This is a genomic window from Staphylococcus caseorum (assembly GCF_049943195.1).
GTDB lineage: Bacteria > Bacillota > Bacilli > Staphylococcales > Staphylococcaceae > Staphylococcus > Staphylococcus equorum_A.
The window spans coordinates 2,431,043-2,451,355 of the sequence record NZ_JBNFUA010000001.1 but is presented as its reverse complement, the minus strand read 5'-3'; the positions used below and the strand labels follow the sequence as shown (position 1 = coordinate 2,451,355).

At 35.3% G+C, this 20,313-nt stretch carries 15 protein-coding genes; 6 read left to right on the top strand and 9 right to left on the bottom strand.

Annotated features, from left to right (window positions below):
- Positions 1–173: 173 nt before the first annotated feature.
- From ACP3TL_RS12335 to ACP3TL_RS12325, 3 genes are all read left to right on the top strand, one after another.
- On the top strand, positions 174–566 hold the full coding sequence (locus ACP3TL_RS12335; protein WP_002511701.1) for a (deoxy)nucleoside triphosphate pyrophosphohydrolase: 393 nt from the start codon (positions 174–176) through the stop codon (positions 564–566).
- A 2-nt stretch (positions 567–568) separates the two neighbouring features.
- Positions 569–3,451: a DEAD/DEAH box helicase gene (locus ACP3TL_RS12330; protein WP_285325920.1), complete on the top strand. Its 2,883-nt coding sequence runs from the start codon at positions 569–571 to the stop codon at positions 3,449–3,451.
- Between the two features lie 266 nt (positions 3,452–3,717).
- Positions 3,718–5,619, top strand: a complete 1,902-nt coding sequence (locus ACP3TL_RS12325; protein WP_370736936.1) for a DUF8508 domain-containing protein — start codon at positions 3,718–3,720, stop codon at positions 5,617–5,619.
- A gap of 230 nt (positions 5,620–5,849) precedes the next feature.
- On the opposite strand, the gene sbnI is transcribed toward ACP3TL_RS12325, so the two are convergent.
- From sbnI to sbnA, 9 genes are read right to left on the bottom strand one after another with little or no spacing between them, the layout of a single operon-like run.
- Positions 5,850–6,614, bottom strand: coding sequence for a bifunctional transcriptional regulator/O-phospho-L-serine synthase SbnI (sbnI, locus tag ACP3TL_RS12320; protein ID WP_069832767.1), 765 nt, complete (start codon positions 6,612–6,614; stop codon positions 5,850–5,852).
- Between the two features lie 11 nt (positions 6,615–6,625).
- Complete coding sequence (locus ACP3TL_RS12315; RefSeq protein ID WP_069832768.1) at positions 6,626–7,816, bottom strand: type III PLP-dependent enzyme; 1,191 nt, start codon at positions 7,814–7,816, stop codon at positions 6,626–6,628.
- Positions 7,791–8,585: an HpcH/HpaI aldolase family protein gene (locus ACP3TL_RS12310; protein ID WP_069832769.1), complete on the bottom strand. Its 795-nt coding sequence runs from the start codon at positions 8,583–8,585 to the stop codon at positions 7,791–7,793. Before ACP3TL_RS12310 ends, ACP3TL_RS12315 begins: the two co-directional genes overlap by 26 nt.
- Entirely contained in the window at positions 8,560–10,332 is a 1,773-nt protein-coding gene (gene sbnF / locus ACP3TL_RS12305) for a staphyloferrin B biosynthesis protein SbnF (protein WP_256092663.1), read from the bottom strand. Before sbnF ends, ACP3TL_RS12310 begins: the two co-directional genes overlap by 26 nt.
- Positions 10,319–12,046 carry an IucA/IucC family protein gene (locus ACP3TL_RS12300; protein WP_069832771.1) on the bottom strand — a complete coding sequence of 576 codons (1,728 nt, stop codon included), beginning with the start codon at positions 12,044–12,046 and terminating at the stop codon, positions 10,319–10,321. Before ACP3TL_RS12300 ends, sbnF begins: the two co-directional genes overlap by 14 nt.
- On the bottom strand, positions 12,036–13,295 hold the full coding sequence (locus tag ACP3TL_RS12295; protein WP_069832772.1) for an MFS transporter: 1,260 nt from the start codon (positions 13,293–13,295) through the stop codon (positions 12,036–12,038). The genes ACP3TL_RS12300 and ACP3TL_RS12295 overlap by 11 nt, the downstream gene beginning before the upstream one ends.
- Positions 13,285–15,054 (bottom strand): staphyloferrin B biosynthesis protein SbnC, encoded by a 1,770-nt coding sequence (gene sbnC, locus ACP3TL_RS12290; protein ID WP_069832773.1) that lies wholly within the window; start codon positions 15,052–15,054, stop codon positions 13,285–13,287. The genes ACP3TL_RS12295 and sbnC overlap by 11 nt, the downstream gene beginning before the upstream one ends.
- 13 nt (positions 15,055–15,067) lie before the next feature.
- Positions 15,068–16,078: a 2,3-diaminopropionate biosynthesis protein SbnB gene (gene sbnB / locus ACP3TL_RS12285; RefSeq protein ID WP_285336807.1), complete on the bottom strand. Its 1,011-nt coding sequence runs from the start codon at positions 16,076–16,078 to the stop codon at positions 15,068–15,070.
- Positions 16,075–17,055 (bottom strand): 2,3-diaminopropionate biosynthesis protein SbnA, encoded by a 981-nt coding sequence (gene sbnA, locus ACP3TL_RS12280; RefSeq protein WP_069832775.1) that lies wholly within the window; start codon positions 17,053–17,055, stop codon positions 16,075–16,077. The genes sbnB and sbnA overlap by 4 nt, the downstream gene beginning before the upstream one ends.
- Before the next feature lie 215 nt (positions 17,056–17,270).
- Here sbnA and ACP3TL_RS12275 point away from each other — a divergent pair, with 215 nt between their 5' ends.
- The 3 genes from ACP3TL_RS12275 to ACP3TL_RS12265 are packed head-to-tail and all read left to right on the top strand — an operon-like array spanning position 17,271 to position 20,272.
- Positions 17,271–18,263 (top strand): ABC transporter substrate-binding protein, encoded by a 993-nt coding sequence (locus ACP3TL_RS12275; RefSeq protein ID WP_410529855.1) that lies wholly within the window; start codon positions 17,271–17,273, stop codon positions 18,261–18,263.
- A gap of 18 nt (positions 18,264–18,281) precedes the next feature.
- On the top strand, positions 18,282–19,277 hold the full coding sequence (locus tag ACP3TL_RS12270; RefSeq protein WP_069832777.1) for a FecCD family ABC transporter permease: 996 nt from the start codon (positions 18,282–18,284) through the stop codon (positions 19,275–19,277).
- Complete coding sequence (locus ACP3TL_RS12265) at positions 19,274–20,272, top strand: FecCD family ABC transporter permease (RefSeq protein WP_277575698.1); 999 nt, start codon at positions 19,274–19,276, stop codon at positions 20,270–20,272. The genes ACP3TL_RS12270 and ACP3TL_RS12265 overlap by 4 nt, the downstream gene beginning before the upstream one ends.
- Positions 20,273–20,313 lie beyond the last annotated feature (41 nt).

Sequence of the window (20,313 nt, the reverse complement as noted above, 5' to 3'; positions counted from 1 at the left end):
TTTAAAGTTAATGCTATATGGATTTTGTAAATTTCAAATTACTATTTAATTTTATTTAGATATATTATAAAAAGTCTATTTAAAGGACTAATTTATAACAGTTTTTAAATAATTACGCTAATCTTCATATTTTGTTAGAATTAAATCAAACGTAAAATTTAGGAGGAAGTATTTTGAAGAAAAAAATTGAAGTTGTGGGTGCTGTCATTTTTTCTGAAAATAAGGTGCTATGTGCACAAAGAAATGAAAATATGAGTTTACCTCTATTATGGGAATTCCCGGGCGGAAAAATAGAAAAAGATGAATCAGAAATTAATGCTTTAAAAAGAGAAATACGAGAAGAAATGCTATGTGATATTGAAGTTGGTGACAAAATCACCACTACCGAATATGAATATGATTTTGGTATCGTAAAACTAAGCACTTATAAATGTACATTAAATGAAAAATTACCAACTTTAACAGAACATAAAGAAATCAAATGGGTAGCAATCCAAGAATTAGAAAAATTAGAATGGGCGCCAGCAGACATTCCAGCAGTTGAAATCATTGTAAATGAGGAATAATTATGACTAATTTGTTAGAAGACTTTAATCAATCATTACATAAAGGATTTATTGACCGTACTATTGCTCATAAAGGAAACTTTATGCCGAAATTACTGGTAAACAATAAAGAAGAGTATGTTTTGTCTACAATTATAGACGAACTTCATAAGTGTAAGTCATTTACGATTTCAGTAGCTTTTATAACTGAAAGTGGCTTGGCGAGTTTGAAATCCTATCTTTATGACTTAAATGAAAAAGGAATTAAAGGCAAGATTATTACTTCAAACTATTTAGGTTTCAACACACCCAATATGTATAAAGAGTTATTAAAACTTAAAAACGTAGAAGTTAGATTAACGGATGTGAATGGTTTTCACGCAAAAGGTTATATGTTTGATCATAATGATTATTCATCAATAATTATTGGAAGCTCTAATCTAACCTCTAATGCATTAAAAATAAACTATGAACATAATATCCTTTTTTCAACACAGCAAAGTGGTGACCTTATATATAACATAAAATCACAATTTGATGAATTATGGGCAACAAGTTTACCTCTTACACATGAATGGATAGAAGCGTATGAAAATATATTTGAATATCAAACATTTAAAAATACAGTTAGAGTTGCAGAAACGCAATCACTAATTGGAACACAAACGAAAGATTTAAATATAATTGAGCCGAATTTAATCCAAAGAGAAGCCTTAAAATCATTAACGTCACTGAGAAAAAATGCAAAAGATAAAGCACTTATCATTTCGGCAACTGGTACAGGGAAAACTATTTTAAGTGCTTTAGATGTTAGAAACTATGATCCAAAAAAATTCTTGTTTGTAGTACATAACGAGGGGATCTTAAACAGAGCAATAGATGAATTCAAAAAAGTATTATCTCAATCAAATAACGCAGATTTCGGATTATTAACTGGTAAAAATAAAGATATTAATGCTAAATATTTATTTGCTACTATTCAAACCCTTTCTAACGAAAATATATACAATCAATTTAAAAAAGATCATTTTGATTATATCGTTTTTGATGAGGCTCATAGGTCTGCAGCGGCTACTTATCAAAAAGTATTTAATTATTTCAAACCTAATTTTTTGCTAGGTATAACAGCTACGCCTGAGAGGACAGACAGTCTAAATATATTTGAAATGTTTGATTATAATATTGCTTACGAAATTAGATTACAAAAAGCACTTGAAAGCGAAGTGCTATGCCCTTTCCATTACTTTGGAGTAACTGATTATATCCATAATGGAGAAAAAATTGATGAAGTAAGTAATTTGTCGGATTTAACTTCTAATGAAAGAGTTGAGCATGTCTTAGAAAAAACTAGCTATTATGGCTACTCAGGTGATGAATTAAAAGGTTTGATTTTTGTAAGTAGAAAAGAAGAAGCTTATGATTTAGCAAAAAACTTGTCATTACGTGGTGTTCCTTCTATCGCACTAACTGGAGAAGATAATCCTCAAAAAAGAGAAGAAGTTATTCAACAGCTTAAATCAGGTGAAATTAATTATATAATAACTGTTAATTTATTTAATGAAGGTATTGATATACCTTCTGTCAATCAAATTGTAATGTTGAGGGAAACAGAATCTAGTATTATTTTCATCCAACAGTTAGGTAGAGGGTTAAGAAAAAGTAGTAATAAAGAATATGTAACAATCATAGATTTTATTGGTAACTATAATAAAAACTATCTAATTCCAATAGCCTTATCTGGAGATCAGTCGCAAAATAAGGATAACTACAGAAAGTTTTTAACAAATAATTCAGCACTTAATGGCGTATCGACAATCAATTTTGAAGAAATAGCTAAGAAGAAAATCTATGACTCATTGAAAGCAGTTAAATTAAACTCAGCCAAATTAATTAAAGAAGCTTATACAACAGTTGAAAGTAGAATTGGTAGAACACCTATGTTAATGGATTTTATTGAACAGAATTCTATCGATCCAAGCACTATATTTTCTACTAAAAGTAACTATAATAATTATCATGAGCTTCTACTTTCAATGAAAAAAGTAGAAGATGAATTAAATGAGAATGAGAAAAAGAACCTAACTTTTTTATCTAGAGAACTTTCACAAGGTTTAAAAAACGCTGACCATGTTATTTTGAGAGCTGTTATGAATCAAACACAAACGGTAGAAGAACTACTTACTATAGCTAAAAAAGTGGATCACTCTGTTTCTATTGACGATATTTATACAAGTTTGAAAGTTTTAGATTTTAGTTTCTTCAGTGAAAATATAAATGTATCTTATGGTCAGCCCATTATCAAGGTAGATAATAATAATGTTTATTTAACAGAAACCTTTACCGAATCTTTATCCAAAGATTTGTTTAAGTGCTATGTAGAAGATATTTTCAAATTGGCTGAATATAATAATGAAAAACATTATGATGGTAAAAACTCGCTTATTTTATATAATAAATATTCACGAAAAGATTTTGTAAAACTATTAAATTGGGATAGCGATGTATCTTCTGTTGTAAATGGTTACAAATTTGGTTTTGGGACACTACCTATTTTTATTACTTATCATAAACAAGAGGATATAAGTGACAATACAAAATATGAAGATGAATTTCTAAGTCCTGATAAACTTAAATGGTTCTCAAGATCTAATAGAACATTAGAGTCAAAAGAAGTTAACCGGATCTTAAGTCATCAAAAAGATGGAATTGATATGTATATTTTTGTAAAAAAAGAAGATGCTTCAGATGGAAAAGAATATTATTACTTAGGAAAAGCACATTACATTGAAGGTACAGCAGAACAAACGACGATGCCTAATGAAAAACAAGTTAATATTGTAACAATGAATTTATCACTAGAAACACCCGTAAAAGATGAACTTTACAGATATATCATAGAAGAATAAAATAATTTAAAATAGTCATCTTATAAAGATGGCTATTTATTTTAGTTACTAATTTATTACTCCTTCTTTCCCTCAACATCCACCCTAGTCGTGAATTGTAGTTTTTCTTTTTTAATACGTACTCACCATTGTAAATGCGACTTAACCCTCACTTTTATTTTCCACTACCATAAACCAGGCCAAACTTAATATTAATTTACCCTAGCTTAACAATTCCTTTGAATTAGCTTTGTTACAATATAATTAAATTTGAATTTTAAAGGGGAATGGTTTTGAAGAAATTAACTTGGTCATTTATCACGTCTATGGCATTAGCAACTACTGTCATAGCACCTACTACACTTCACGCAACAACAACAGAGAAAGATGCGCAAGATACAAAAGATAGTTCGACAAAAAGTATAGAAATTCACGATATCCAAGGCGAAGGTCATCAATCACCTTACGATGGTAAAAAAGTGAACAACATAAAAGGGATTGTCACATATCAATATGAATTAAATGGTGGCAAGTACTTACATATTGAAACACCTGACGATAAACAGGATAATAACCCGAATACATCTGAGGGTCTTATCATTTATACGGGTAATCAAAATTATGACGCTCAAAAAGGTGACTTAGTTAACGTTACAGGCACTGTCGATGAATATTATATTGATGGTTATGATGATAAACAGGAAACAGACTTACCAGTAACTCAAATTAATGCACGTGATGATAAAGGTGGCAACGTGGCTATTGAAGAAAGTAACCAACAATTGCCTGAGCCCTATGTGATTGAAAAAGTACCAAGTAAAATTTCTGCAAATGATAACTTTCAGACCTTTGATCGTGAGCAATACGCAATTGACTACTGGGAATCGCTAGAAGGCATGCGTGTTGAAGTTGGCGACGTCAGAAGTGTTGGCCCACAAGAACACGGTGACCTTTTCACTGTTTTAGACGACCAACCAGCTGAAACGGACAATGGCGGTGTACGTTTAAAAGAAAATGATCAGCATGGTGAACGTATTCCTTTTAAAATGTATGATAATCATAAAGCACGTGATTTTGATGTAGCAACAGGCGATAAATTTAAAGGTCCAATTATTGGTCATGTGAATTATGGATACCAAAACTACAAATTAAATGTAGATTTAGATGACATGAAACAAGCTCATGTTGAGGGTGATACTGAGCCACAACCAACTTCCATAGAACCGAGTAATCAAAAGCTCAATGTTGCATCTTATAATTTAGAAAATTTCTCTAACAATTCATCATCTACAACAGAGGATAAAGCGGATAAAATTGCGAATGGTATCACAGAACATATGAAGAACCCTGATATTATCGGCGTGACTGAAGTACAAGATAATGACGGTCCAAAAGAAGGCGGACCAGAAGCTAATAAATCTTACGAAAGTTTAATTAAAGATATTGAAGAAGCTGGTGGACCAAAGTATAAATATTTAAATATCGATCCTTCAATGAATGAAGACGGCGGACAGCCTGATGCGAATATCCGTGTTGGTTTCTTATATAATCCTAAACGTGTTCAATTTGATAAATCTATTGAATCTGGAGATGCAGACACAGCAGTATCATATAAAGATGGCGACTTAACATTAAATCCAGGTCGCATCGACCCGAATAATCCGGCCTTTGATGATTCTAGAAAACCATTGGCTGCTCAATTTAAATTTCATGGAGAACAAGTCATTGTATTAGCGAATCATTGGAACTCTAAAAATGCTGATACACCACTATTCGGTAGTCAACAACCTCCAGTATTAGAAAGTGAAAATCAGCGTGTTGAAATTGCCAAATCAGTTGGACACTTTGTAGAACAAGTCCAAAAAGACAACCCTAATGCCAATATCGTATCCGTTGGCGATTATAATGATTTCCAATGGTCAAAACCGTTAAAAACATTTGAAAGCTTTAATATGAGCAATATGATTTATGATTTACCTGAAAGCGAACGTTATTCATACAACTATCAAGGTAATTCACAAGCACTCGATCATATATTCGTTTCAAATAATTTGAAAAACCATACAGAATTAGATCCAATTCATGTAAACAGTGATTTCACTGATATGTCAGGTCGTGCGAGTGACCATGATCCTCTATTAGCTCAAATTGATTTAAAAGAGGCCCGTAAAGATGAAAAAACTAAATAGGCAAAAAAAATTGCCGACAAAATCAAAAGACTTTGTCGACAGAATGGGGAGTGGGACAGAAATCTAATTTTTCTAATAAAATTTCGTCGTCCCACCCCGGCACAGCTGACTAGAACTGAAAAAAGCTTGATATAAGCGCATTTTCAATTCAGTCAGCCACTGCCAATATAAAAAATGATCCTGAGACATGTTCTATGTCCCAGGCTGTTTTTCTATTTATAATTAAGACGTCATTGCTCAACTAAATAGACTTTTTCAGAGTAACAACGTACGCTATCCATTTTTTTCTCTAAGAATTGATTCCATTTTACATCTCTATTTAGCTCATTTTGTTCTTTTAAAATTGCTAACGGCACTTGTAAGTTAAGACAGCGACCAGAAATATTAAAACGTGTGACACCGGCTGGGACAGTTTCTCCTCTATTAACGATTGTTTCGATTTCTTTAAAACCAAGCGACTGATATTTCATCAAAATATGTTGGCTAGATACACAAGTATTATCACTCTGTGCCATACGTTCCACATCATAAGTTTGACTATAACTGGCAACGACCTTTGCCCACGCTTCTAATTTCTGTTCTCCTAAATCTTCTATATATAAATATTGTTCGTCATAGCCTTTGCACATTGTAATAAATGGCGTGGTATTTTTAATTTCTGTCGTCCATGGCAAACTATCATCTTGTCGTAAATTTTCCCACCACTGACCAACAGGTACTTTATGATTCCATGTACTAATGGAATATTGTGTCTCATTAATATCTTGTACTGGTACAACGCGGCATCCAAGTGCTTTGAGACTCGTGAAACGATGCACACCGTCAATGACCATATATCTACCTGATTGTGTTTGTGTAACTAATACTGGATGTCTCATAATTTGTTCCGCTTCAATACTTTGCTTTGTCTTTTCTAAACGCTTCGGCTCAAATGTTTCATGTAAGTCTATGTGTTCCACTGGTACAAGTTTTAATGCATTATACATTTGTTCCATTTTAGTCCTCCTTATTGATCAGATAAATAGATAAATGTCGGATGTGGATGACTTAAAAAATCATGGTGAGAAATAGACCAACCATAAGCGCCAGCGTAATTAAATATTACGACATCCCCAGTTCTTACAGATTTTACTGGTGTTTCTTTTGAGAAAACATCTTTCGGCGTGCAGAGTTGACCGACGAATGTCACCTTTTCATTAGCGACTTCCATGCGTTCAAAGTGATAGGGATTATGGTCAATATGACATATTTCAAAAGGATGATTGTGTTGCCATGACACTGGTAGTCTGAATTGTTGCGTGCCCCCTTTTAAAATAGCGTAATACGCATGATGCACTTGCTTGATATCAATGACTTCAGTCGCATAGTAACCGATATGCGCAACTAAGTAACGGCCACACTCAAAGTTCAACGTAACATCATTCATCGCTTCTTCATTAATCACATATTGAAAGCCTTCAACAAATTGCTGCCATTCGAATTGTTGATTTAAATCTGCGTAATTGACTCCAATACCTCCACCGATATTGATATGTTTCAGTGGAAATTGAAAGGCCTCTGCCCAAACTTTGGCTTTGTGAAAATAGAGTCGTATAACATCTAGATGTAACGCTGCATCTAAGTTATTTGAAATAGAATGAAAATGAAATCCTTCTAAGTTGATATGCGGTAGTTCAAGTGCAAGTTTGATTGCTTGTTCGACTTCATTTTCTGATATACCAAATTGGGTTGGTCGTCCTGCCATGTGTAGCGTCGCATTTGGAAAGGGCCCTGATAAATTCACACGTAATAAGACATCCATCTGTTCATTTTTGGTATCAAGGATAGCATTTAACCTTTTTAACTCGTATATACTTTCTACGTGAACGCGTTGAATGCCTTTATCGATGGCAAATGCTAATTCTTCATCTGTTTTGCCTGGACCACCAAAAATAATGCGGTTCGCTTTTTTATGTGCTAAACCTTTTTGTATTTCACCTTGAGATGCTACTTCAAATCCAGCAACAGATTCACTCATCGTCGCTAAAATGTCTTCTTCACTATTGGCTTTCATCGCATAATACATCTCACAGTTCTCTGGTAAGGACGAAACGATTTTGTGCACATGTTGACGTAATGCGTTTAAATCATATATATAATGACAAACAGGAGCGCCACTCTGCTTGATTTCTTTAATTTTGTCGGATATTTGTGTCACGTTCTGCCCCTCCTTTAAATGAGGTTAATTCTGATTTTAAATTACGGTAAAGTTTGCCACGATCGTCTCCAAGTACAAACGTATTAACACCACGTTGTGACCACATATCTTGTTGTTCTTTATTTCTTGGTAATGCACAAAAGTGTTTATTGTAATCACTTGTCACGTCATGCATGTAACGTAATGCTGATTGTACGACTTCACAGCTTGTCTCCCATGGCATGCCAAACGACTGAGATAAATCGGCAGCACCTTCAATAATCATGTCTAAGCCTTCAACTTGTACAATGTCTTCTATTGCACTGATGCCCTCTTGATCTTCAATCATCGCCATGACAATAATTTTATTGTTCGCATCTGCCATATAATTTGTTAATGGAATTTCACCAAACTTGGCCATGCGTCCACCATTTAAACTGCGCATACCTTGAGGATAATAACGACTTAATTCCACAATATGTTCTACGGTCGCTTTATCTTTAACATGAGGGATAATAATACCTCTTGCACCCATGTCTAACACTTTGATAATATCTCGCTCAATGACTTGAGTGACCCTGACAATTGGTGTGATTTGCGCTGCTTCAGCTGCACGAATTAAATGTTCTAACGTTTCATCATTAATGGCAGCATGTTCAGTATCTATAATTACAAAATCATAACCACTTGCTGCAATGATTTCAATAACAAGTGGGTTCGGAATCGAATTGAAAATGCCATAGACTTCAGCGTCTTGTGCCAATTTATCTTTGAGGGATAACGTCATCATGATGAATCACTCCTAACGGGTTACTTACGTGATGGATTCTTATTTCCGTATCTTCTAACAATCTTCTTGTTGTTAATTTTTCTACTTGTATCGTTTTTTCAAATAGATCAAAATGCTCATAATTAGGCAAGTCAGGATGGGTTTGACGATACTGCTCGATTTCATCGTATACATACATCCATTGTTGAGGTTCACTCAAATTGTAGTGACGTTCAAAGAACATAATGATTTCAGAAATATTAATAAAGAAAAATGCATCTAGAGCAAAGTCTCTAACAAGTTCTACATCTTCTGTTTCGATAAATGAATTACGATTAATTTTCTTATGTTCTTCTGGTGTATCTTTTAATTGAGGATTTTGTGCCTCTGTACTTAGTAATCCACGTTTAAAACGCACACCATCATGAAAATCTTTAATTGCTACACGCGTTGGCCAACCGTCTTCATGAATGAGCATCATATTTTGCGCATGTGATTCAAGTGCAATCCCATGGTAATAAAGCATATGAATAATCGGTTGCACTGCGACTTTGATGAATTGTTTAACCCAAGCTGCTACACCATATTGTGCAATCCATTGCTGAATAATTGGATTCTGTTGTTGGTCCAAACTATAAATCGCATTAAATGGTATCGCCTCTTCTGTTTCAGTTAAGTAACTGTGTAAGTTCTCTCGCCATATGACAGATACTGCACCATAAATGGCTTCACGCTTTGATTCATCTAAATTATCATTAATATAAGACATTCCTAATATTTCACCTAAGAAGACCGTTTTTAATTCTTTATTTAGATAGCTGTCTTGTTCATGAATATGCTTTAACCAATCTGTAATCTGCGCTGCATTTTCAATCGTATGTGGCGCTAATACACGTTTAGTGGATGTATTCGTAATACTTAAGGGCACTTTAATATAATGTTTAGACGTGTCCACAGGTGATAATGTACGAATCGATTGTTGCGGTGTATAGTATTCTTCCGATTCGCCTAGTAATATAATTTCACCATTAATCCATTGTTCAGCAAGTTCATTCGCAATAATGTGATCAAATTGCCAAGGATGTACAGGCAACCATTCATAGTCCGTTAATGATTTATCTAATGCTATAAGCACTTCTTTAAACTGCTGCACAACTTCATTACCTAATTGTTGTTGAAGTAATTCTTGCGATTCAATATTTTGAGAGACAGTCTGTTCAATATATTGTTTTGGAATTGCGAGCCATTTCAATGTAAATGTCGGCTGAAAATCAGGACCATATTGCAAATTATCTACAAGAGTAAAGCCGAGACGTGATTTATAACTTGGGTGATAAGGATGACCTTCCATCGCATAAGATTCAAGTGCATCGAACGTTAATTTAACACTACCCGCAGTCATCTCTTTATATCGCATGGCTTGTGTATCTTTCAGTTCCGTTTGTAGTAATTCATTGATAAACGCCTCTACTTTTTCACTATTTTTATCAAATGTATAGATGACTTCTCGTAACATTGTGGCGTAATCAACCGTTACTGCTGTATCGCCTTCACCTGTGATTCGCCATACAGGTGATGTAAGTTCTAACCTTTGAAAGCTATCTAATTCTCTTACTTCAGCACGATACGTTGCGTCTTCCGCTTCAATTGTTACTGTCGTAGTAGCACCTTGTTGTGTCACCTCATATTGCACAACATCCTCATATATAATAGAAGTTACAAGTTGATTCATAATGCGCTGTTTTACTTGTTGTTCAATATTGTGCATCATGTTGTCGTACCTCCTCTTCCATAAACATTGGGTTTGGTATATTGGTATAAATTGGGTTATCACCACACGCTTTTATTTTGCTCAAAAAGTTTGCTTTTGCGGAAAATGTTGAACTTTCGTATAGGTCATCCACATAGATTTTCATTTGTGTTGATATACTTGCGTCTTGAGACCAATCCAATAATTTATTGCGAAGCGTTTGCCATAATATCGTTTCACTACCAACGCGTTTGCCCATTGTAGCCACCAAATGCCCCAAATGATTTACAATAATGTAGTATTTAAAACGATGCCACGCTGCTTCATTACTGTAGACAACTGGACTTTCGCTTTGTATTATATGTGGAATAATTTGCGCACGCTTTGCGATATCTTCTGCGATGCATACGCCTTCCAAATCTCTGACATAACACACTTGCGGATGGCCATCTTTAAATTCAATCAAAGTATTTTGTACATGACCTTCTAGACTAATGCCAGTTTCAGATAATAATTCAAGCATTGGATATAAGGTGATGTCTAAGTATGCACTTAACCATTCCTCATCTGACAAGCCACTTTGAGTAATCATCTCTCCTAACATAGAATCCGGCTCATGTGGCATGGTTTCAAATAGACTTGCTAACACATGAATTTGTTTCTCCGAGTGATAATCTTCAATACCTTCACGCACAATCATTGCGGTGTTTGCTAATAAATCGAAAGCACCTGCTTCAGGCGAATCTTTCAATGCACGATAACCTTCTTCAAACATCAGCTTAAAATGCTTTGTTTCATAATCTGGTTTTATCGATGCGATGACACTTGCGGCATCAATTGTACGTTCTACTTGTTCATGATCATTCGTTCTTACGAAGTTTGTGATTTTGACATTTATCGGTAATTTCAGGTAAACGTTATGCTCTTTTGAAAATACCGTGCGAACAGAAGACGTCGGATAGACGTAATGTCCGCTGATACCGATATCTTTAATAAAGCCGTCATCCATCCATTGTTTAAACTTAGCGTTGTCTTTTAATACAGCTATTTGATATGGGTGCACAGGCAATAATGTATAACCGGCTTCTATGTCATCAGTATCTAACTGTGCCAACTGTAATGCCAATTCATTTACTGCGGCGGCTCTGCCTTCCACATATCTTTCAAGCATAATAGAACGCTCAACTTGTATATAATACAGTTGAAATTGTGCCTGGCACTCTGGTGCATAATTCAATAAATCTTCTTCGCTAAATCCGACTGAACTCTTGGGCGTTGGATGAAACGGGTGACCCAAATAAAGGGATTGTTCCGAAATAATATACTCATCTTCAGTTTGTTGTTGTTGCGCACGTGTTAAATAGAGTGCGGTGCGTTTTACACTATTGTTAATATCTAGGTAAATATTGTGTAGTATTGCTCTTAATTCACTTGTCTCTTCATCTTCCGTTTGTTGCGCAAGCATCTCAAACAAGTGTTCAATCACTTCCATTGGTGCTAACTGTGAAGATGTGCCATTGTCTTGTGCACACATCACTGGGTGGTATGAGTGATGACCCATTTCTGACCAATAATTAAATTTACCTATTAACGTTTTAGATGGCCCGAGCGTGATGAACCACATGTTCTGCTCTGGTTGCGCATTGTACAAATTTTGTTCTCTAAAATATACATTCAATATACGTTCTACAGCTGCATGTTCAGCTATTTCCATATTCTGATTACTTTGCACGTTTATTATTCAACTCCCATACATTCATTGTTAATTTATAATCTTTCACAGCGTTTAATTGCGATGATAATAAGACAACACAACTGCTTATAAATATGCCGCCCATCACGATAAATGTAATCGTAGGGTTATAGCTACTTGTAATCACAGCGCCTAGCATACTGCCTGCAACTTGTCCTATAACTAACATGCTGTTAGTGGAACCAACGAAGGTGCCTTTTAAATCTTGGTGACATGCTTTAACAACGACATACATCACACTTTGAATTAATGCACTATACGTGAATCCTTGTATCACTCTAAAGATGATTAGCATCCACAGTGTGCTCGACAGACCTTGGAATATGACACTTAAGCCACAAATGAGTGCAGTGATTAAATAGACATATTTGACATAGTTTTTATCATTTAAGCTTCCCCATAATGGGGCACTTAAAATAGAGGCAGTCCAAAATGCAGATTGAACAAGACCTACTGCTGCTTTATCATCTAAAAATGTCTGGTTTGCGCCAGTTGTTAAAGGGGCGAGTGCAGTCATCATGCCATACATCGCAAGATTAGCAAGCATACCAACGATAATGAAGCGACATGTCACTTGAGAACACAGTAAACATTTAAATGATTGTCTTACACTACAACGCATAGGTTCTGCTTCACTACTGTTATGCTGATGTGTGGTTTCTATAAGTAACTTAATGCCTACTGCACAGACAATAAATGTCAAAATAGCAATCACTAATAATAACGACTGAAATCCAACAATACTTGCTGCAACGCCTCCGATAAGGGGTCCAACTAGAGATCCCGCGCTAATAGAACTTTGCAATTTTCCAAGTACTTTACCACGCATTTTTTCCGGTGCTTCACTCGTCGCAAATGCATTAGAAGCATCTACAACACCACCAAATAAACCTTGTAACAATCTGACCAACACAAACTGTAGTGGCGTCGTACAGAGTGACATCAATAATAAACAAACTGCTAAACCTAATAATGCACGGAGCACCATCCATTTCCGGCTGATTCTATCGCCAAGTTTGCCCCACAACGGTGATGAAATCATCGTTGTGATAGCGGGCGCTGCAATCGCAATCCCACTCCACATTTGAATTTCTGTAACAGATAAATCCTTGAGCGATGCAATATAGATTGGCAACAAAGGAACGAGTACAGTCAGTCCAGCTATCGAAATAAACTGGCTCAACCATAAGATGCGAAAGTTCCTATACCAAATCGCTTCACTGTTCATGACGCATCATGGGGTTTGGTATTGTCCCAATACTGGATGGCATACTACCGCCACCTGATTCTTGTTGATGTAAAAGTGGTAAAAGTACGCGTTTAAAAGGCCATGTTTGCTTCTCGAATAAAATATGTTGCACTTGTGCTTTATCCGCTTCCGAACAATCCATCTGTTGCACATGCTTTGAAAGTGATGCTTTTATTTTATTCATTAACACGATTTCATCCAATCCAAAAACGTGATGCATCATATCTACAATTGCATACAAATTCACTGATACTGCTAATGTTTGAAAATATGTAAAGAACGTTTCTATATCTTCATTAATTAACGTATTCGGAGAATTTTTGCTTATCGCATATTGTGGCATATCAATGTTATTTTCATGCATCCACTGTGGATAAATACGTACTGTATCGTGATCTCTCAATATGAATTGATCCACGTGCCCTTCTTTAAATAAAATCAAAATATTTTGTCCATGCACTTCTGGTAAGACACCGTTTTTCATAAATTTAAGCATAATATGAATAAAGTAATCTACCATCTCATCAAATAACACTTCTAATTGCTGACTTTCCATTTGAGCCTGCGCTATGCCTAGAATATCTTCATATAATGTGGCATCATGGGCCGCTAATGCAGCCATCGATACGAGTTGAGACGATGACGCTGTTACTTGGTTAGGATAACTTCTAATCTGTGTTGTCAGATGGCCAATTTGATCTTGGAATATATCTTTGTCTGCATTAATAAACGATAACCACTGCTTTTCATTACACAGCGCTACCTTATTTTCTAAAGTGCTGTCTTGAGCTATAATTTCACTTAATAATTGTTCTGCCTTTTCACCATTTAATAAGTAGCGTGTCGGTGTTAATCTCAGTGCACCTAACGACTGCATTGAAAACGGTACTTTAATATGTTGAAACGGGCGATGAATATCAATGAGCGAACGCATAGATGATGATGGCAAAAACGTGCCGAACTCATAATCTAGTGGCACAATAATATGCGCTGCGATTTCTGCTTGAAACATTTCGGGAATCACATGTATCATTTGCCAAGGATGTACAGGAAATACCATATACGACTCTGAAGATAAGCCTGCCTCCTCAAGCGTGTGTGCTAATGTGCCCTCATCTTCGATTGCTAAGGCTTCATTGAGTAAACTTTCGTTTAAATACTCACTCTTAAGAATGTAATCACGATGTATCGCAACCGTTTTTAAAGAGAAAGTTTTAAAATATTCTGGTTGATATTGTTGATAATCTGCTGTAACTAAACCTCGTTTTTCTTTAGCTAAAGGATGAAATGGACGATCCTTTAAGCTCGCAAACTGTTCTGATTTGATAAAAGGATGTTCTGATAAGGTTAATCCTTCTAATTGAGCTGTTAACTGATCCATCGCAACTTCAAGGCCTTCTCGAAAACGTGCTGTATTCAATTCACGGCTCGACGATGTATTCATTTCAACTAGTGTGTCCCACAACGCTAAAGCATTTATTTCATGTTGTTCGTCATTTTCTTTTACAAAGACGGTCGTTCCTTTTAATCTATAAATATTTAAACCACTATGATAAACAGGTATATAGAGCGCCTTATCTTCATTGCCATATTTCAATAGCGTATCTGAAGCGATTTGCAATGCTTCACTTTTTGTCAAAAGACCAAAGACATCTTCAAATAATAGACCATCCACTAGATTTCTTAAAACAGTAGTGTGCGCATGATTTTGTTGATGATTCGCTGTACCTTCTATCACTGAACGACACTCCTTAATATAGACTTAATGTTGTTCCGATTTGCTGTTGCTTCGCTTCTTTATAAATATAATAAGCACTTGAAATATCTTCGATTGCCATACCCATTGGATTTAATAAAATAATTTCTTCATCATTTTCTCTTCCTGGTTTAGCACCCGTTAATAATTCTCCTAATTCAGCATGTAAGGCTTCCCTACTAAAGCGCCCTTCTAATACAAGTTGATTAATTGTCTTTTTCTCGCGATTTGCTTGTGACCAATCGTCTACCAAGACTTTATCTGCTTGTGTAAAGACTTCTTTTTTAATATCCATAATTGAAATATTGCTAATAAATGTGCCTTTTTGAATCCAGTCATATTCAATGTATGGTTTGTCCGTAACTGTGCAAGTAATGACTACCTCTCCATTTTCAACTGCTTCTTTCGCTGTCGTCACTTGAACAAAGTCAATATCTGGACGTGCTTCAGCCCATTTTCCAATAAAATTAGCGCTGGCTTTTTCAAATTGATCAAATACGTATACTTGTTTAATATGATCAAATTGCTCTAACATACTTTGCAATTGTCTATCACCAATTAGACCACAGCTGATAATTGTTAATCTTTCAAAGCCTTTTTTCGCTAATTTCTGAGCAGCAATGACTGAAACAGCAGCCGTTCTCATACTACTGATTAAGCTCGCTTCCATCACTGCAATGGGATAGTTTGTTTCGGGATCATTCAAAATAATAACGCCACTTGCGCGTTCAATCTTTCGTTCTGAAGGATTATCATGTTTACTACCTATCCATTTAATACCTGATACTGGATCTTGACCGCCAATATGACTTGGCATGGCAATAATACGATCCGCAATATGCCCTTCTTTATCATTTGCGCGTAAATATGGCTTTAATGGTTGCACAAAATCTTGATTCGCGTGGGCTTTTAATGCCTCTGTTAATGCATTTACATAAACTGTTGAATGATTACCTCCTGCTTGTTCAATATCTGATCTATTTAAATACAACATGTCTTTGTTCATCGTGTTAGTGCTCCTTTTTTATTTTTTACATCATCAAACCATGCATCTGAATAAACCAAATCTAAATAGCGATCGCCTCTATCAGGTAAAATCGTCACAATTGTTTTATCTTTATCGATGGAATGAATGACTTTTTCAATCGCTGATATAATTGATCCTGTCGATCCACCAGCAAAAATACCTTCATAATCAACTAAGCGTTTACATCCAAGTGCTGATTGGTAGTCATCGACATGGACAACTTGGTCTATTTCTTCTTTATTTAAAATTTCAGGCACTCTACTCGCGCCAATACCTGGTAATTCTCTATCTGTAGGTGCGTCACCAAAAATAACTGACCCTTTCGCATCCACCGCAATAATATGTGCATTCGGGTGATGTTCTTTTATCTTTCTACTCATGCCCATAATGCTGCCTGTCGTACTCACTGGCGCTATAAAATAATCAATTGGGTTTTCTATTTGCTCTACGATTTCTGCACCAGCACCATGATAATGTGCTTGCCAATTTAATTCATTTGCGTATTGATTGATCCAATATGCGTTGTCAGTTGAATCGAGTAATTCACGAACACGTTGAATGCGCGTCATTAAATACCCACCATTTTCATCCGCTTCGTTTACCATATCTATATTTGCACCATAACTTTTAATAATTTTTAAATTTGTTTCTGAAATCTTCGGGTCTACCACACATGTTAGTGTTAATCCTTTTATCTTAGCTATCATTGCTAGAGCAATACCTAAATTTCCTGAAGTACTCTCAATTAAATGTGTACCTTTAGTAATTGTTCCTTTGTTAAAACCATCTTCAATGATGTATTGAGCTGGTCTATCTTTCATACTGCCGCCTGGATTCATATATTCTAATTTTGCGAAAACATTATGTTCCGGAAACAGTTGTTTGAGCTGTATCATAGGCGTTCCACCTATACATGAAAGTAAAGAATCATGACAATGCTTAGGTTCTTGTCTCACTTAAATTCCTCCTAAAAAATATGGATTATCGATAACACTACGATAATGATAACGATTATCATTATCAGTAAACTGTATTCTAGGTATCCTTATTTAAAATGTCAAATCTTTATTTAATTTTTTAAAAAATTTAAAATTTTTGTTGACATATCGTTTACTTTATAAGATATTAGGATTGATAATGATTATCAATCCTAGTTGGAGGTTTTAGAGAAATGAAGCATTTAACAAAAGTATTCATTACTGTTTTAGTAGCCGTTATGGTGTTAGCAGCTTGTGGAAATAGGGAGTCCGAAAAGTCATCGGAGTCAAAGGAAGATAGTAAAACAACGAATATTAAACATGCTATGGGGACCACTGAAATTAAAGGGAAACCAAAACGTGTCGTAACATTATATCAAGGCGCGACTGATGTATCTGTCGCATTAGGCGTCAAACCCGTCGGTGCTGTAGAATCTTGGACGCAACAACCTAAATATGATTACATAAAAGACGACCTAAAAGATACAAAAATAGTAGGTCAAGAACCTTCACCAAACTTAGAAGAAATATCAAAGTTAAAACCAGATTTAATCATCGGTTCTAAAGTCAGAAATGAAAAACAATATGAACAACTTTCTAAAATCGCACCAACCATTACGCACGATACAGTGTATAAATTTCAAGATACAACGAAAATGATGGGTAAAGCACTCGGTAAAGAAGAAAAAGCTGATGAGTTATTAAAGAATTATGATGATAAAGTTGCACAATTTAAAAAAGATGCAAAAGCTAAGTATGGAGATCAATGGCCAATGTCAGCTTCAGTTATCAACTTCAGACCAGATCATGCACGTATTTATGCAAGTGGTTACGCTGGAGACATCTTACATGACTTAGGATTTAAACGCCCAGAAGGACAACAAAAACAAGTTGATAAAGGTAAAGACATCATTCAATTAACATCTAAAGAAAGCATTCCACTTATGGATGCTGACCATATCTTTATGTTCAAGTCTGATAAAAGTGCTAAGGACGTAGAATTAACTAAGAAAACAGAAAAAGAATGGACATCAAGTAATCAATGGCAAAACTTAAATGCAGTAAAAAATGATAAAGTATCAAAAAATGTGGACGAAATCACATGGAACATGGCTGGTGGTTACACTTCATCACTTAAGCTCATTGACGATTTATACAAAAAATTAGATATTGAAAAACAATCTTAATCAATAAGGAGTTACCTCATGTTACTTAAACCGTGGTATAAATTAATGCTTTCTGGTTTATGCCTTATCGTTGTAACGATTTTAAGTTTAATCATTGGAAACACGCTTGTATCACTTTCACAGTTGGTACAAGCGTTGTTTCACTTTAATAGTAATAACGATATACATATTCTACTTGCCGAATCCCGTGCATCCAGAACAATTATCGCTATACTTACTGGCGCTGCATTCTCTGTATCTGGTCTGCTTATGCAAGTGTTAACACGTAATCCAATCGCTTCACCTGGCCTGTTTGGTGTCAATTCAGGTGCCGTGTTCTTTGTGATTTGTGGCTTAACATTTTTTAAAGTGCAATCATTTGAAGCACTCATAGCGATTTCATTTATCGGGGCAATCATTGTTACTGTTCTTGTTATTACACTTGGCATGTTTAAGCAAGCGCAATTTTCACCTAAACGTGTGATATTGGCTGGCGCAGCGATTTCAGCATTATTCGGAGCATTTACACAAGGCATTTTAATTATGAACCAAAGCAATTTACAAAGTTTTCTCTTTTGGCTAAGTGGTTCTGTTGCAATGCGTAATGTGTGGGAAGTGCCTTGGGTCATTCCAATTATTATTATATTTCTACTCATTGCCTTTGCGATGTCGTCACACATCAACATTTTAATGACGAGTGATGAAATTGCTTCTTCACTTGGTCAAAAAGTTAAATTAACAAAAATGATTATGGTATTAACTATTAGTGCGCTTGCAGGTATTTCGGTCTCACTTGCAGGATCTATTATGTTTATCGGATTAATCGTACCGAATATTAGTAAAAAGTTAATGCCAGCTAACTATAAATATTTGATACCTTTCACTGCAATGAGTGGTGCTATGTTAATGACATTATCCGATATTTTAGCCAGAACAATAATCCAACCACTCGAACTTCCTATAGGTGTTATCACAGCAGTCATCGGCTCAATTACACTTATTTATATTATTAGGAAAGGAATTCAATGTATATGAATGAAACACTCCATAAAAAAGATACCAAACGTTTAGTCATTGCCGTTCTCATATTGATTATTTTTTCAATCTTGAGTTTAATGCTGGGGTCTACTTTTATATCGTTAAATAGTATCCTTTCTTATATGATTGATCCTATTTCAAGTCCTGATCAATTCACCATCGAAGTGTTGCGTTTGCCAAGAATTATATTAGCGATTGTAGCTGGTGCAGCACTTGGTGTAAGTGGCTTGATTTTACAAAATGTACTTAAAAATCCTATCGCTTCTCCAGATATTATAGGTGTAACAGGTGGTGCAACATTTGGTGCAGTGGCATTTATTGCGTTTTTAGGAGATATTGGTGTCCATTGGCTGCCGGCGTTTTCGCTCACTGGTGCAGCTGTTGTGATGTTCATCTTGATGAGTTTCCAAAAAAAAGGCAATATACAGCCCACTACTCTAGTTATTATTGGTATCGCACTACAAACGTTATTTATGGCACTCGTGAATGGCACGCTTGTCCTTACAAAACAACTTGCTGCGTCTAAAGCGTATACCTGGCTTGTCGGTAGTTTATCTGGTGCTACATTTGAAAACAGTTTGATATTGGGGTTATTTATAGTGTGTACTTTGCCATTGTTGGTTATTGTACTCCCAAGAATGAAAGTATCCGTTATGCATGATAATGTTGCCACGGGTTTAGGCGTAAAGGTTAATCAAACACGCCTCATTCAAATGGTGATCACAACAATACTTGCTGGCGCAGCGATTAGTTTTGTAGGGAACATTGGCTTTGTGGGTTTAATCTCACCACATATTGCTAAAGCTTTGATTAAAGGTAATTATTTAAAACGGATATTGATGTCAGCCATTTTTGGCGCACTTTCCATTGTCATTGCGGATCTTATAGGCAGAACAGTATTTTTACCAAAAGAAGTACCGGCTGGTGTTTTCATCGCTGCATTCGGCGCCCCATTCTTTATCTATTTATTACTGACTGTGAAAAAATTATAATTTCTTTGTTAAAAAAGACGTATCTTATATAAGATACGTCT

Bases quoted from the DNA above. Each gene is read 5' to 3' on its own strand.
- ACP3TL_RS12275 (WP_410529855.1), top strand. From the start codon at position 17,271: ATGAAGCATTTAACAAAAGTATTCATTACTGTTTTAGTAGCCGTTATG.
- sbnF (WP_256092663.1), bottom strand. From the start codon at position 10,332: ATGCACAATATTGAACAACAAGTAAAACAGCGCATTATGAATCAACTT.
- ACP3TL_RS12310 (WP_069832769.1), bottom strand. From the start codon at position 8,585: ATGATGACGTTATCCCTCAAAGATAAATTGGCACAAGACGCTGAAGTC.
- ACP3TL_RS12330 (WP_285325920.1), top strand. From the start codon at position 569: ATGACTAATTTGTTAGAAGACTTTAATCAATCATTACATAAAGGATTT.
- ACP3TL_RS12270 (WP_069832777.1), top strand. From the start codon at position 18,282: ATGTTACTTAAACCGTGGTATAAATTAATGCTTTCTGGTTTATGCCTT.
- ACP3TL_RS12325 (WP_370736936.1), top strand. From the start codon at position 3,718: ATGGTTTTGAAGAAATTAACTTGGTCATTTATCACGTCTATGGCATTA.
- ACP3TL_RS12265 (WP_277575698.1), top strand. From the start codon at position 19,274: ATGAATGAAACACTCCATAAAAAAGATACCAAACGTTTAGTCATTGCC.
- sbnB (WP_285336807.1), bottom strand. From the start codon at position 16,078: ATGAACAAAGACATGTTGTATTTAAATAGATCAGATATTGAACAAGCA.
- ACP3TL_RS12295 (WP_069832772.1), bottom strand. From the start codon at position 13,295: ATGAACAGTGAAGCGATTTGGTATAGGAACTTTCGCATCTTATGGTTG.
- sbnI (WP_069832767.1), bottom strand. From the start codon at position 6,614: ATGGAACAAATGTATAATGCATTAAAACTTGTACCAGTGGAACACATA.